The sequence below is a fragment of the Acetobacter tropicalis genome, from assembly GCF_030644465.1.
Classification (GTDB): domain Bacteria; phylum Pseudomonadota; class Alphaproteobacteria; order Acetobacterales; family Acetobacteraceae; genus Acetobacter; species Acetobacter tropicalis.
In genome coordinates this window covers 3312682-3327484 of the sequence record NZ_JAUYUW010000001.1, presented here as the reverse complement: position 1 = coordinate 3327484, position 14803 = coordinate 3312682, and the positions used below count along the sequence as shown (strand labels likewise).

Genomic DNA, 14803 nt, shown 5'->3' with positions numbered 1-14803 from the left:
GCAACAGACTGCTCAAAAACCGCTGAACATTTCGTGTGGTGCGTTTACTAAAGTTAGAAGATGATAGCGGTCTCAAAATCGAGCACAGTTGCATTCGGATAACGGCGCGTGCCACCTGGTCTCCAGACATATTGCACCCCCGGCCTGACCAGAAGCCACGGTGCAGGACGCCACCCGTAATTGACCTCAAAACTATGCTCAAACGTGGGAGTAGAAATATTCTGCCCGGTTGAGTTGAGATACCGCGCATAGCGGGCAATTTTAGAACTCACTACCATCAATTTACCGCCAATACTTACCGTATCATCTGGTCTGTTGGGAAAAGTCCCTTTGCGGATAAAGCCCCACGTTGCAAAATAAGGGAAAGGAGACGTTTGCGTATCGCCCCATACAAAACTGCCAAACGCCACAACGCCCCGTTTATGATCGCTTTGGTCGCGTTCTATCATCTGGTCTCCTTCAAACCAGGCTCCATAACGCCCTTTTATGCTCTCACTCGGCCAGTTTTGATAAACTGTACCCGCGGGAGCAAACATCGTTATTTTCTGGGTAACTGTTTTAACCTTGGTTGTTTCCCAGTATCCGCCTATTCGTATATTTCCTGGATAGGCACCTGCTAAATCTGTACCGCCGTGCTTCCACCCCAACTGCACTGGAAAATACGTTCCTACAGTATTATGAAGCCACATTTTCCAGCCATTATGGCTGTTGGCTATGGTGTTATCCACATTATAGACACCAAAAGAAGCCAGAAAATCATCTTTGCCCGTAGGATATAATTTTATATACGCCCCGGGATGCGCGCTTGGATAATAACCGTAGCCAGAATTGAAAGCGAGCGACTGCGGCATACCGCAAATAGCATTGCTCTGAAACTGGCAGTAAATAGACATCCCCCAGTGTGTTGTTGACTGGGCAAAATCATTTTCCGTGTTGACCCATCCGAGCTCCGTATTCACGTAATTTGTAAATTTGTGCTCCAGAGAAAGCCTGGTCAAACGCACCGTCTGTCCGGTTCCGTAAATTTCCTGCACGGAACTCAGTGCGGGCATAACCATATGCAGCCCTAACCCTGAACGCTGGGTGACCAGAAAGTGAAGAATTCCGATATCATATCCAATCCATTTTCTGAAATCGATATCAAGGCCCCCGGCAAATTCATGTGCATAACGCACCGCCTGCGCTTTCCCCCCTACCGGGTTCCCGGCAGTATCCTGCACATAATGCCCTTGAAACAAAATACCCCTGCGGGCCAAACGTGTGCGCAGTCCGCCCCAATCTCCCGTCATGGTGTCCTGATGTAACCAATTGGGCGATAACGGGCGCGGCGTAGAACGCAAAACTCGGGAAACGCGGCTAGGCCGCCTTATAATATTGTGATGGTCGTCATAGAAAAAGAAATCATCTTCATTGTTGGAAAGTTCTTCCTCCACCACATCGGGATTGCTCACACAGATAACATCCGGGTCCCATGGAGTCATGGCAACACCAAAACATTCTGACAATTCAGGCCTGCGTGTGCGGGCCTCACTTGCTGCAGGTATCAATGCAAGGCACGCGACCGCACTTACGGTACGAGATATTTCCCACATGACAGCTTCCTTTTTTATTTTTATACTGCTGCTTATGCTTAGGAAAATACTTTATGGTGAAAATAACGGGAATAAATTCCGAAAAATATAACAACCAGATAACAAAGCGCCGGTATGATGAACGCAATATTTAAGCTGGTAACATCCGCAAACCGTCCTGTTAGAACAGGAACAAATGCGCCACCGACAATCGCCATACAAATCAAACCTGAGCCTTCAGAAGCACGATGCCCAAGATCCATGGAGGTCAGTGAAAAAATCAAGGGGAACATGACTGAATTACACAATCCAACCGCCAACATTGCCCATCCGGCGACACTTCCCGTTGACACAATGGAGAGAATAACCAGCAAAAAAGCGAAGGAACCGTAAACTGCCAAAAGAATGGAAGGTGCTATGGCCCGTAGGAACACAATACCCAGTAAACGTCCACACAGCAGGCCGCCCCAGTAAAAGGCAAGATGTTTCCCCGCCTCTTCAGATGTTAAATGTAACGTATCTGGCAAAATAAGATAATTAACCAGAAGGCTCCCAATAGTAACTTCTGCGCCAATATAAAAAAACATGGCCGCAGCGCCGAAACTGAAATGTTTATCCCTGAATAGCTCAATGGCTTTCAGAACACTCCCTTCATGAAAATAGTTATCTTTGAGTTTACTACGGTTTGCCCAGGTCAATAATGACCAAAAGAAAATAAAAACAGAGACAATCAGATAACAGATGCTAATATCTATTGCGCCTTCAGACATGTTCTGAGCAGAAAAATACGCCGCTATCTTTCCCAGAAAACTCTCTTCTGGGTGATGGCGCAAGATAATCATGGCCCCAAGATAAGGCGCAACAACTGTCCCCAGTGAATTACACGCATGAGCGAATGTCAGCCGTGATGAGACATTTCTTTTGTTGCTAAGGGAAATGATAAGCGGGTTTGCCGTAACCTGAATAATTGTGATACCCGCCGCCACCACAAACAAAGCTAACAGAAAAACCAAAAAGCGCGCTGACCATGTAGCGGGAATAAAGCACAGACACCCTAATGCGATCAGATTAAGACCTATAACAAGAGTCCTCATATAACCATTTTTTTTGATCATATGAGAAGCTGGAATAGAAATAAGGAAATAGCTGGCAAAAAAACAGAACTGAACAGTCGTCATCTGAGTATAGTTCAGGTCAAAAACTTCTTTTAGTTTTGGCATAACCACATCATTTAGACTGGTAATGCCTCCAAACAGGAAAAACATGGAGAAAGACAGAAAGTCCAAAACCCCTGATTTCTCTTGCATATTATCCTTTATCGCAACTGAACACTCCATAGCAGCACTCCTTTGGCGGATGTACATGACCCAATGGTAGTGCAGAAATGATATTTCGGTATCATTTCTGCTTTAATATATACGAATGATTTTTAGTAAGAAGAAGAAATGATATCACTTGCTTTTTCTGATATCATTACAGTAACAGCATTTGTATTGGAGCCGATAAGGCTAGGAAGTACTGAGGAATCACAAATCCTCAACCCGTCAACTCCCCGCACTTTCAGGCTCGGATCAACAACAGCCATCTCATCCGTCCCCATTTTGCAGGTTCCATTGGGATGGTAAGATGTTCTGCCATACTGCCGCGCGTAGCGAACCAGATCTTCTCGAGTTTTTACTGTATTATCCGGAAAATGAGCCCGTTTGACATGCTTCTGCATATTCGGCTGACTCATGATCTCACGGCTGATGCGCACCCCTTCCACGGAACAGCGCACATCTTCAGGCTCTGCTAGAAAATTCGGATCAACCAGAACACGATCTTCAGGGTTCGCACTGTTCAGCCGGACGGTTCCCCTACTCTTGGGGCGCAACACATAAGAATTCAGCGTGCAGCCAGAACCAGAGGGTATATTGGGTACACCCGCCTCTACTCCTGCCCCTGCCAGAAAATGGAATTGCAGGTCAGGCACACTCTCCTGCCTATCAGAGTGCCAAAATGCACCCCCTTCGACCACATTGGATGTCACTGGTCCGGATTTGAACAGAAGATATTGTAAACCAGCCCACATCATCATGTGAGCTTTATTGTAACGATCAAGACTTATCGGATTTTTAAGTTCATAGACGATATCAATGCCATAGTGATCGCTCAGGTTGCTCCCAACACCGGGCAGGTCAGCAACAACAGGTATGCCATGATCTTTCAAATGAGCCGAAGGCCCAATACCAGAGAGCATCATGATCTTGGGAGAACCTATGGCCCCCGCAGTAATAATAACTTCTGCATCGGCATACGCGACGTGTTTCTTGCCCTTTTGGATGTATTCCACGCCGCTTGTCCTGTTATTTGAAAAAAGAACACGGGTGGTTAAACAGTTGGTTTCCACTTGCAAATTAGGACGCTTGATTACGGGCCGCAAATACCCCACAGCCGTAGAACATCGCCGCGCATTCCGGGTGGTTGTTTGATAAACTCCGGCTCCTGCCTGCAATGCACCGTTAAAATCCGGATTATAAGGAATGCCATATTGCTGACAGGCCTGCACAAACGCCCGCGTTACCGGCATGGGCGCCGCAATGCTGGATACGCCTAAAGGGCCATCCGTGCCATGATATTTTGTGGCAAAGAACTCGTTCCCTTCGGATAGGAGAAAATACGGCTGCACATCCTTGGCAGACCAGCCTGCGCATCCCTCCTCATTAGCCCATCGATCGTAATCTTGTGCAACGCCTCGTGTAAAAACTTCAGCATTGATAGAGCTTCCGCCCCCCAGCACACGCGCCTGCACATAGGGGATTCTACGGTTTTGTGCGTGTACCTGTGGTACAGTGTGAAAACCCCACGTGTAAGGACCACCTGTCATTTTCGCAAACCCTATGGGCATGTGAATAAACGGATGATTGTCGGCTTTTCCTGCTTCCAGAAGCAATACCCGCGCACTAGGATTTTGACTCAGGCGGTTGGCCAGCACGCACCCAGCTGTGCCGCCCCCCACAATAATGAAGTCATAACCAGCCGACATCACGACACCCAAGGGGTACGAGGACCAAAGGCAATGTGCGTCGCTTTGATTTCGGTATATTCCTCTACACCGTAAATGCCGGTCTCCCGGCCAATGCCTGATTGCTTGAACCCACCAGCCGGCAGCTCTGGTCCACCAGAAATAGTGGTATTAACCCACACACGGCCCGCACGGATACCTCTTACAGCATCCATGGCATGAGAGAGATTCTGGGTCCAGATTGTCGCTGAAAGCCCGTAAATGGTCGTATTCGCTATGGTAATCGCCTCATTTACCGTTTCAAACGGCAATATACTCAAAACAGGCCCAAAAATTTCGTCTGTTGCAATATCCATCTCAGAGGTAACGTCAGAGAAAATGGTTGGTTGAACAAACAGTCCCTTAACGGTTGTGCTAACAGTTCCCTGTGTCAGTAAACGTGCGCCCTGTTTTGTGCCACGTTCAATATAGTCACAAATCGTTTCGTGTTGCTTGTCACTAACAATTGCGCCAACCTGCGTTTCTGGGTCCAGCGGATCTCCCACACGCAAACGCCCAAGCTTTTCAATGAGAAGATGTTCAAATTCTGCCTGAATGGATTTTTCAACAAGCAGCCGGCTTCCACCCACACAACATTGCCCTGCATTAAAACAGAAGCCAAAGATCACGCCGTCCACGGCCTCTTCAAGCCGTGCATCGGCAAATACGACATGCGGATTTTTCCCACCAAGCTCCAGGCTTAGTTTTTTGAAGTTCCCAGCGGACGCAGCCAGAACCCGCTTGCCAACAGCTGTCGAGCCCGTGAAAGACAGCATATCAATATCTGGATGATGTGAGAGCACCTCCCCCACCACACTTCCAGCACCCGTCACTACATTGAATACCCCATCTGGCAGCCCTGCCTGTGTAAGGATTTCGGCCATGATCAAAGTTGTGGCGGATGTCAGATCACTCGGCTTCGCAACAACCGTACAGCCTGATGCCAGAATGAAGGGTAGACGCTCCGAGAGAATGAAAAAAGGGAAGTTCCACGGTGTAATCAGCCCAACCACACCAATCGGCTCTCTGGTGACAAGCCCAAACACGTTATCACCAAGGTTATTAAAGCTGTCGCCATGCAACATGCGGGCCGCCCCGGCTGCGTACTCGTAAATACCAGCACTGGCCTGAATTTCCCCACGGGACTGTGTGATGGGCTTGCCTGTTTCCAGAGTTTCCAGCACCGCCAGTTCTTCCGCACGATCCCGAATAAGATTTGCCGCCTTCAAAAGCACATCCGCACGCAGTTGGCCAGATAATCCTGCCCAACTGCGGTTATCAAATGCCTTTCTGGCTACGGCAACAGCCTCATTAACATCCTTTTCCGTGCCACCGGTTGTTTTCGTCACAAGAACGCCATGCGCAGGGCTATAGCGTTCCATAACTTTGCGGCCAGCAGTCTCAACCCAACGACCATTGATATACAACCCGAAGTGACGTGGGTTTTCGGGCAAAGAAAGCTTTTGAGTGTTCGTAGTCATTGCACCGCCCTGTTTTTGATTATGTGTTATTGCAGTTGGAAATCGGTGTTACTAACCAGTTAGTGTATTAAAAAATGAGTGTCAATCACCATTCCCTTCGCCGGCCAAACGCAGAAGCTGCCCTCACCTTAACTTGATGGCTTTGTAGATATTTCAGTCCCCCATAAAATGACCGGATTGCATTTTGACAAAAAAGTGTCTTTTGGTGGCAAACGAAGTTCTGGCCCTACATTTGTAAAGAACGTAGCCTCATTTCTTCTCCTCCGTCTGGAGAAATGAGCCGTACTAATTCTTCAAGGAAGCCTGCCAAAACCGCTTCATAAACTCCATAATCAGTAAAGCAATCAGACTGACAAAAATGCAAATTCCCACATCACGCAAAGTAACGCTCCCCAATCGGAAAAGATTGCGTGTTGGTGAAAAACTCAGAATTAAAGTCAGCAATGTGGCATCAAAGGCAAGCACACTCCACAAAACAGGATTAGGCCGGACCAAAGCACGGAAGGGAGATGTATCAAAGGAACGGTTTACCAGAACAAGAACAACATCCCCCAGCATAAGGGTTACAAATACCAGAGAGCGCAGCGTTTCTTCTGCCATTCCCCGCCATGCCCCCATAAACAGAACCAGACACAGGGCTATGAGGACTATACCTCCCTGCACTCCGCTCCAGAGCATAAGTGAGCCAGAAAACAACGGCCGGTGAGAGTCACGCGGTGGCCGCACCATCAGATCGGCCTCCTCAGGCTCCGCCTCAAACGCGATAGAGCAGATAGGATCGACGACGATTTCAAGAAAAGCGATATGCGCAGGAAGAAGAATAAGAGGCAGACCTGAAAACAGGGGAATAATGGCCAAACCAGCTATAGGCACATGGGCCGCCAGAATAAATCCCATGGCTTTGTGCAGATTATCATAAATCCTGCGTCCAAGGCGTATGGTTTTTACAATAGAACTGAAGTCATCATTCAGGAGTACAATTGCACTGGCTTCACGTGCCACATCGCTGCCTCTCTGCCCCATGGCAATACCAATCTGGGCGGCCTTCAGGGCTGGGGCATCATTCACGCCATCACCCGTCATGGCAACAACATCACCATTACTTTGCAAGGCCTGCACAATCTCCAGTTTCTGCGCGGGTCGAATGCGGGCAAAAACATCAATGTCTTTCACGCGGTCCGATAACGGTAGCCCACTTGTATCTTCAAGGTCTGCCCCCGTTAGAACCTTCTCAGCCCGTATTCCTGCCTCTCTGGCAATAGCTTGCGCTGTCAGCGGATAATCTCCCGTGATCATGACAACACGAATTCCAGCAGTTTTACATTCCGCAATAGCATCTCTCACATTGGCGCGCAGGGGGTCCGTCAGCCCCACAAGACCGAGGAACGTGAAAGAAAATCCGGATTGTGCTTCCGGCAGAGGCTTTTCTTCCTCATGCAAGGCTTCTGCTACGGCAAGAACACGCAGACCACGGGCGGCCATCTCATCCACCTTCCTGCGCCATGCTGCGCGCGCATCAGACCCGAGATGGGAGAGCTCCATCACCGCTTCAGGCGCGCCCTTACTGGCAACAAGAAGCCGACCATTTTCCAGCTTCCAGACATTGGCCATAGCCAACACTTCGTCCCCAAACGGATAATCCCGGACAAGGTCAACACTCAGCGGTTTCTCTTGCCCTTGTTCATGCCGGGAAATCTCATGAAATGCCTTTTCCATTGGATCAAACGGATCAGGCTGACACGCATACCGTCCAACATGAATGATGCGTGTTACAGTGCCATCCAGAGAAGATAGGTCAGAACTTCGCACATCTATCATACCTCCCGCGTCAGTCTGAATTTCGGTAACTGTCATGCGGTTTTCGGTCAGTGTGCCTGTTTTATCCGTACACAAAACCGTTGCAGCTCCAAGACTCTCAATAGCTGCTGCGCGCCGGGTAAGAACACCTGCCCGAGTAATGCGCCACGCCCCCATCACTAGGAAGACCGCCAGAACAAGCGGGAATTCTTCTGGCAAAAGAGCCATACTTAAGGCTATCCCCCCCAGAAAAGCCGTCATCCACCCGCCACGTATCAGTCCGTGCAGCACCACAAAGATAGCGCTGGTTCCAACCCCCACCAGCGCCAGAACCTTGACCAGCCTGGTCGTCTGTCGCGCCAGATGCGGCGCTTCACTCTGGATATTTTCCAGCGCCACCCCTATGCGCCCTATTTCGCTCCGCGCCCCCGTTGCGGTTACTTCCGCCATTCCCTGCCCACGCACAATCAGGCTACCGGCATACAGAAAAGGGCTCTCATCTCCACCGGGGGGCTGTGGTTCCGGATACGTTTCAACCGCACTTTTACGAACAGGCACAGATTCGCCAGTCAGTAACGATTCATCTGCTTCCAACGAGTTTTCAGATCGTACCAGAGCATCCGCAGCCACACGATCCCCTTCTCCAAGAACAATCCAGTCTCCACGCACGACGTCCTTACCCGCAATTCTCTGCTGTGTTCCGTCTCGCACAACAAGGACACGGGGACTGGTGAGGTCACGTAGCGCATCAAGAACCCGTTCACTCCTGACTTCCTGCACTACCGTAATAAAAACAGACGCAGACCCCAGAGAAACAAGCAGCAAAGCCTCATGCCAGTCTCCCAGCGCAATATAAATTCCTCCAGCCCCCAACAGCATCAGAAATAAAGGTTCTTTCAGAACACCCAGTACCACCCGCCAACGTGACCGATTGCCTGAACGCGCCAGATCATTCGGCCCTTCCTCACGTAATCGCTTTCTGGCTTCTGCATCTGTCAGGCCATTGGGTAAGGTGGACATCCTGATAAGCCTCTGCAAAGAAAATAGGGGGAGTGTGGCCAGATCATCCTCCGCTCACCTATTCCCCTGAAATATTAGAATAGTATTCGGGATAAACCCTGCGTATTGTTTTTGCCCTAACAGGCTATTGCGCTGTGTAGCCGCCATCTATTACCAACTCGCTCCCCGTGACGAATTTTGATTCGTCGGAAGCGAGGTAAAGAATACCATAAGCAATATCGTCAGGTTCACCCAGATGCCCAATAGGATGAAGATCAACCAGCCTCTTGCGCGCTGCCTCATCTTCCTGTGTCAGGCCAGCCACCATGGGCGTCCAGATATACCCCGGGTGAACGGAATTAACCCGAATTTTATATCCCGCTTTTGCACAATGTAATGCTGAGGATTTTGTAAAAATACGCACTCCGCCTTTGCTGGCATTATAAGCAGCGAGTTCAGGGTCACCAATCAGTCCTTCAATTGAAGAAAGATTGATAATAGATCCGCCTGCACCATGCTGCCGTATCCCCTCAATGGCATATTTCGTACCCAGAAAAACACCATCCAGATTAATTGATTGCACTCGCCGCCAGTCTTCCAGCGTAGTGCTTTCCACGGAACCACTGTAGGCAATGCCAGCATTATTCACCATGATATCAAGCCGCCCGAAACGGGACAAAGCCCCCTCGATCACAGATTTCCAGTCTTCTTCCTTCCGCACATCAAGGAGGACGAAAAATGCCTTTCCACCCTTCCCCTCAATTTCAGAAACTGTTTTCTGTCCTTCCTCTTTATTAATATCACCGACAATAACTGAGGCTCCTTCCTGCGCCAGAAGGAGTGCTGCAGCTTTGCCAATACCAAGTGCAGCCCCACTCACAATGGCAACTTTCCCGTCCACGCGGCCCATGGGCTTTTCCCTTTCATGATGATCAACTGAGTCAAAAGCGCAAAGAAAGAGCACCTTTATCAACAGAACAACGCCTGTAAGCGGAGAGAGACGCATCTTCTCCCTACTGTTTTTTGCTCTTCGTTTTCCACAACGATTCACCAGTTCCGCAACTACGGGATGGCGAAGAAGGCTTACTGTGAACTCCTGCTGTCTTTTCTCCGGGGAACTTCCGTTTTCACCAAGCGTATAAGGCTCGACAGCACATGTCGCTGCTCCTTTTTCAAGTCTGGAGCAAAGCGCCGTTAGTATGCGCTGAGTACAAGCAGAAATTGCCAATCCATATGTAAGACAACTCCGTGCGGATAATAATCAACACAGGCGGAAGGTCGTGAAATGGTAGATTTTTCTCAAATCCGCTCCCTTGTTGTTTATGCGTTGGTTATCGGCGTTCTGCTTATTTGCATGTTGGGCTTGGGCGCATTCACAGGCATCAGGCGTACTCGAAAGCACATGGGGCGTGCCCTCTCAACTCCCTTTGAATCCGGCATAATCCCAACAGGCTCCGCTCATCTTCGCCTGCCGGTTCAGTATTATCTGGTGGCCATGTTTTTCGTCATTTTTGACGTGGAGACAGCGTTTCTCTTTACCTGGGCAATTGTCGTCACAGATGTAGGCTGGATTGGATACAGCGCTGCCGTGCTCTTCATCTTCTTTCTGGCTGTTTCTCTCGCCTATCTGTGGCGTGCAGGTGGATTGGACTGGGGGCCACTCCCCCGCCGTATTCCACAATCACCAACCGGCATGGAGCATGCATCATGATCTGGTCTCTTTCTTCGCCCACATCCAAACCTGAACATAAATCATCTATTGAAAATGCAACGTTTACCGAAACAGTTCGGCGTAATCTGGTGATCGGTCGTCTTCAGGATTTTGTGTCGTGGGGGCAGAAAAATTCCATTTGGCCTCTCAATTTTGGCCTCTCCTGCTGCTACGTTGAAATGGCAACGGCTTTCACAAGCCAATTCGACATTGCCCGTTTTGGCTCTGAAGTGCTCAGGGCCACCCCACGAGAAGCCGATCTTATCGTCATATCCGGAACGGTTTTTGTAAAAATGGCACCCATTATCAAACATCTGTACGATCAAATGCTTGAACCTAGGTGGGTTATCTCCATGGGGTCCTGCGCCAATTCTGGTGGCATGTATGACATTTACAGTGTCGTGCAGGGGGTAGACAGTTTTCTCCCTGTAGATGTGTACGTTCCCGGCTGCCCGCCAAGACCTGAAGCTCTTCTGGAAGGGCTAATGCTTTTACAGAAATCCATAGGGAGCCAGAGACGCCCATTAAGCTGGATGGTTGGTGAGCAAGGCATTGTTCCGGTTACGCCCCCAAGCCTGCGAGACGCCAAACGCAGCATCCGCCAGACCACACAAACCCTGCGTTCACCAGACGGGATCTGACACCATGAGCGCAACCGTCCTCCCGCCCCCACCCCTTCAGTCAGAACGCCCCTTACTGAAAAAAATCCTGGAACAGACAAACGCCTCTCTCAGCCCTGTTCTGGAAATAACGCGGGATAATATAGCTGTTGTCTGGATATCCCCTCTCGCTATCCGCCTCACTCTCCAAATGCTGAAAGAAGATTCTCAAAACTGCCTGATGCTTTTTGATCTCACGGCCATAGATGAGCGGGACCGTATTCACAGGGAGGGGCAACCAGCCTCTTCCTTTACTGTCGTCTATCACCTGATGTCGCTCCAGAGCGCAGCAGATGAAGTCCGTATCAAAGTCGCCCTGCCCGATCATTCTCCATCCCTCCCCAGCATCAGTGATATCTGGCCTAACGCCAACTGGTATGAACGGGAAATATGGGATCTGTTCGGCATCCATTTTGACCAACACCCTTTTCTCCGCCGTATCCTGACACCGCCCACATGGACAGACCATCCATTACGCAAAGACCACCATGCTCGGGCAACGGAAAAGCCGCCATACAGCCTGACAGAAGATCAGGAAAAATATGAACAGGACGCATTATGTTTTGATCCCTCCTTATGGGGTATGAAGCGACATAGCGACCATAGTGACTTCATGTTTCTCAATCTCGGCCCCAACCATCCTAGCGTGCATGGCGTGTTCCGCATTGTCCTGCAACTGGAAGGGGAACGCATTGTAGATGCCGTGCCTGATATTGGTTTTCATCACCGAGGCGCTGAAAAAATGGGGGAACGCCAGTCTTGGCACACTTACATTCCCTACACGGATCGCGTGGATTACCTCGGCGGGGTTATGAATAATTTCCCCTACGTGATGGCGGTTGAAACTCTGGCAGGCATCAGCGTGCCTCCACGCGCGCAGATGATTCGGGTTATGCTGGCGGAACTGTTTCGTATTGCAAGCCATCTGGTTTTTTATGGAACAATGGCACAGGACGTTGGGCAGCTTTCTCCTGTTTTCTATATGTTTACCGATCGAGAGAAAATTTTCAGGATTATCGAAGCCATCTGCGGTTTTCGTATGCATCCGGCATGGTTTCGTATCGGCGGCGTGGCCATGGACCTCCCCGTTGGGTGGGAAGGGCTGATCCGCTCCGTTCTTGATTACCTTCCCAAACGCCTTGACGAATATGATGCCATGGTCATGCGCAATCCTATCTTCCGGGCTCGTACGCAAGGGATTGGCGCTTACACAAAAGCCGAGGCTGTAGAATGGGGTGTAACAGGGCCAGGGTTACGCGCCTGCGGGCTGGAATGGGACTATCGAAAACACGCTCCCTATGCCTGTTATGATCAGCTTGAATTTGATATTCCAACTGGCCAGAATGGGGATTGTTATGACCGCATAGTGGTTCATATCGAGGAGATACGGCAAAGCCTGCGTATTATCCGCCAATGCGTGGACCATATGCCATCCGGGCCGGTCAAAGCGGAGCATTCTCTTACCACACCTCCCCCCAAAGCCCGGACAATGCATGATATTGAAACCCTCATTCACCATTTCCTTAACGTCAGTTGGGGGCCGGTCATCCCTCCGGGTGAAGCCCGTGCCTGTGTTGAAGCCACAAAAGGCCTCAACAGTTACAGCCTGATTAGTGATGGAGGAACCACCTCTTACAGAACCCGTATCCGCACGCCGTCCTTTGCACATCTGCAAATGATCCCTCTGCTTAGCCGTGGCATCATGATCGCTGATCTGATAGCCGTTGTGGGCAGCATTGATTTTGTGATGGCCGATGTTGACCGCTGACGGCACCCTCCCTGCCGACATCAAGGCAGAAATTCTTGCCCTGGCACAGGAAGAGTTGCACCCGCAGGGAGCAAGCGTTGCCGCATTGCAAGTTGTACAATCCCGTTTCAGATGGATCAGCACGCAACATGTGAAAGAAGTCGCACAGTTGCTTGATATGTCGCCTGATGCGCTAGATGGCGTAGCAACCTATTTCAATCTGCTCTTCCGTAAACCTGTTGGCAAACACGTCATCCTGCTGTGTGACAGCGTATCCTGCTGGGTGATGGGCCGTGACCGTCTGTGTGCCCACCTGTGTAAGAAATTAGGCATCCAACCGGGTGAAACTACAGCAGATGGAGCCATCACGCTTTTGCCCACAGTCTGCCTGGGTCATTGCGATCATGCGCCAGCCCTTCTGGCGGATGAGAACCTACATGGTAATCTCAATACGGACACCCTGGACCATCTGGTGGATAGCCTAAGGGAGAAACCCTGATGTCGGCCACACCAACCCCTCTTACAGCCATGATCACGCCATCCGCCCCCCCGCCGGATTGCGCTACATATGAACGGGCCGGAGGCTGGCAGGCCACCCGCAAGGCTCTCAAAACCCTTGCCCCGGCTGATGTAATTGACATTGTCACACGCTCCAAACTGCGCGGTCGTGGTGGGGCTGGGTTTGGAACCGGCCAGAAATGGAGCTTCGTCCCCAAGGAACTGGCGTCTGAACGGCGGAAATACCTTATTGCCAACGCAGATGAGATGGAACCCGGCACGTTCAAGGATCGGTGGCTCCTGGAAGGTAACCCGCTGCAACTGGTGGAAGGTATGATTTTAGCCGCATACGCCATTCAGGCCGGGCACGGTATTATTTTTCTACGTGGAGAATACCATCTGCCCCGCAAACGCCTCACCCAAGCGATTAGCGAAGCACGCGAGAAAGGCTGGTTGGGGGACAATATTCTTGGCTCTGGTTTCAGCTTTGATATTCATCTTCATTCCAGCGGTGGCCGTTATATATGTGGCGAGGAAACGGCTCTCCTCACAGCATTGGAAGGCCGACGGGCCACACCGCGCAGCAAACCCCCCTTCCCTCAGTTCAGCGGTTTGTGGGGGGCCTCCAGTGTCGTCAACAATGTTGAAACACTTAGTAATCTGCCACACATTATCGCCAATGGACCTGAATGGTTTATCAGCTTGGGCACTGGCCCGGATAGCGGCACAAAACTGTATGGTGTGAGTGGACGCGTGCGGAAACCCGGTGCATGGGAGCTCCCCATCGGCACCCCGCTTCGGCAGATCATTGAAGACTATGCGGGCGGCATGTTGCCCAGTTACAAACTGCGTGCACTTTTACCCGGAGGCGCATCCACTGCGTTTCTTGATGAAGCAGCGCTGGATGTTGCAATGGATTACGGCTCCGTGGAAAAAGCCGGCAGCCGACTAGGCACAGGCATGGCCATCGTTCTTGATGACCGGACATGCCCCGTAGGTATGATCCTGAATCTGGAACATTTCTTTGCACAGGAATCCTGTGGGTGGTGCACCCCATGCCGGGATGGTCTGCCATGGGTGGAACGCTTGCTGAGCGCCATTGAAGAAGGCTCTGGCGAAACGGAGGATATTGAACAGCTTGCCCGTCATGCACGCATGCTCGGCACCCCCGGCCGGACGTTCTGTGCCCATGCTCCTGGGGCCATGGCCCCCCTCGCCAGCGGCCTGAAACTATTTGCAGATGATTTTTCCGCCCACATTTCCCACCACGGCTGCCCCCTCCTGCATGCGGCCTGAT

11 protein-coding genes are annotated in these 14803 nt (G+C 50.6%); 5 read left to right on the top strand and 6 right to left on the bottom strand.

Annotation, left to right across the window (positions count from 1 at the left end):
• Positions 1–53 precede the first annotated feature (53 nt).
• The 6 genes from QWU00_RS15010 to QWU00_RS14985 all read right to left on the bottom strand — a co-directional run bounded on the left by QWU00_RS15010 (position 54) and on the right by QWU00_RS14985 (position 9801).
• Entirely contained in the window at positions 54–1592 is a 1539-nt protein-coding gene (locus QWU00_RS15010) for a carbohydrate porin (RefSeq protein ID WP_231551892.1), read from the bottom strand.
• 38 nt (positions 1593–1630) lie between these two features.
• Entirely contained in the window at positions 1631–2908 is a 1278-nt protein-coding gene (gluP, locus tag QWU00_RS15005) for a glucose/galactose MFS transporter (RefSeq protein ID WP_035382184.1), read from the bottom strand.
• A gap of 92 nt (positions 2909–3000) precedes the next feature.
• Positions 3001–4596: a GMC family oxidoreductase gene (locus QWU00_RS15000; RefSeq protein ID WP_035382246.1), complete on the bottom strand. Its 1596-nt coding sequence runs from the start codon at positions 4594–4596 to the stop codon at positions 3001–3003.
• Positions 4596–6095: an aldehyde dehydrogenase family protein gene (locus tag QWU00_RS14995; RefSeq protein ID WP_035382185.1), complete on the bottom strand. Its 1500-nt coding sequence runs from the start codon at positions 6093–6095 to the stop codon at positions 4596–4598. The genes QWU00_RS15000 and QWU00_RS14995 overlap by 1 nt, the downstream gene beginning before the upstream one ends.
• A 285-nt stretch (positions 6096–6380) precedes the next feature.
• Positions 6381–8912, bottom strand: coding sequence for a cation-translocating P-type ATPase (locus QWU00_RS14990; protein ID WP_035382186.1), 2532 nt, complete (start codon positions 8910–8912; stop codon positions 6381–6383).
• A 124-nt stretch (positions 8913–9036) separates the two neighbouring features.
• Positions 9037–9801 carry a glucose 1-dehydrogenase gene (locus tag QWU00_RS14985; protein ID WP_035382247.1) on the bottom strand — a complete coding sequence of 255 codons (765 nt, stop codon included), beginning with the start codon at positions 9799–9801 and terminating at the stop codon, positions 9037–9039.
• 375 nt (positions 9802–10176) lie between these two features.
• Here QWU00_RS14985 and QWU00_RS14980 point away from each other — a divergent pair, with 375 nt between their 5' ends.
• The 5 genes from QWU00_RS14980 to QWU00_RS14960 are packed head-to-tail and all read left to right on the top strand — an operon-like array spanning position 10177 to position 14802.
• Complete coding sequence (locus tag QWU00_RS14980; protein WP_035382187.1) at positions 10177–10602, top strand: NADH-quinone oxidoreductase subunit A; 426 nt, start codon at positions 10177–10179, stop codon at positions 10600–10602.
• Entirely contained in the window at positions 10599–11243 is a 645-nt protein-coding gene (locus QWU00_RS14975; RefSeq protein WP_035382188.1) for an NADH-quinone oxidoreductase subunit B, read from the top strand. The genes QWU00_RS14980 and QWU00_RS14975 overlap by 4 nt, the downstream gene beginning before the upstream one ends.
• A gap of 4 nt (positions 11244–11247) precedes the next feature.
• A complete protein-coding gene (gene nuoC, locus QWU00_RS14970) occupies positions 11248–13029 on the top strand; it encodes an NADH-quinone oxidoreductase subunit C/D (protein WP_035382189.1) in 1782 nt (593 codons plus the stop codon).
• On the top strand, positions 13016–13507 hold the full coding sequence (gene nuoE, locus QWU00_RS14965; protein ID WP_035382190.1) for an NADH-quinone oxidoreductase subunit NuoE: 492 nt from the start codon (positions 13016–13018) through the stop codon (positions 13505–13507). Before nuoC ends, nuoE begins: the two co-directional genes overlap by 14 nt.
• The gene (locus tag QWU00_RS14960) at positions 13507–14802 is read left to right on the top strand and encodes a complex I 51 kDa subunit family protein (RefSeq protein ID WP_150395729.1); all 1296 of its coding nucleotides are present in this window, start codon (positions 13507–13509) and stop codon (positions 14800–14802) included. The genes nuoE and QWU00_RS14960 overlap by 1 nt, the downstream gene beginning before the upstream one ends.
• Position 14803: the final 1 nt, after the last annotated feature.

Bases quoted from the DNA above. Each gene is read 5' to 3' on its own strand.
- QWU00_RS15010 (WP_231551892.1), bottom strand. From the start codon at position 1,592: ATGTGGGAAATATCTCGTACCGTAAGTGCGGTCGCGTGCCTTGCATTG.
- gluP (WP_035382184.1), bottom strand. From the start codon at position 2,908: ATGGAGTGTTCAGTTGCGATAAAGGATAATATGCAAGAGAAATCAGGG.
- QWU00_RS15000 (WP_035382246.1), bottom strand. From the start codon at position 4,596: ATGTCGGCTGGTTATGACTTCATTATTGTGGGGGGCGGCACAGCTGGG.
- QWU00_RS14995 (WP_035382185.1), bottom strand. From the start codon at position 6,095: ATGACTACGAACACTCAAAAGCTTTCTTTGCCCGAAAACCCACGTCAC.
- QWU00_RS14990 (WP_035382186.1), bottom strand. From the start codon at position 8,912: ATGTCCACCTTACCCAATGGCCTGACAGATGCAGAAGCCAGAAAGCGA.
- QWU00_RS14985 (WP_035382247.1), bottom strand. From the start codon at position 9,801: ATGGGCCGCGTGGACGGGAAAGTTGCCATTGTGAGTGGGGCTGCACTT.
- QWU00_RS14980 (WP_035382187.1), top strand. From the start codon at position 10,177: ATGGTAGATTTTTCTCAAATCCGCTCCCTTGTTGTTTATGCGTTGGTT.
- QWU00_RS14975 (WP_035382188.1), top strand. From the start codon at position 10,599: ATGATCTGGTCTCTTTCTTCGCCCACATCCAAACCTGAACATAAATCA.
- nuoC (WP_035382189.1), top strand. From the start codon at position 11,248: ATGAGCGCAACCGTCCTCCCGCCCCCACCCCTTCAGTCAGAACGCCCC.
- nuoE (WP_035382190.1), top strand. From the start codon at position 13,016: ATGTTGACCGCTGACGGCACCCTCCCTGCCGACATCAAGGCAGAAATT.
- QWU00_RS14960 (WP_150395729.1), top strand. From the start codon at position 13,507: ATGTCGGCCACACCAACCCCTCTTACAGCCATGATCACGCCATCCGCC.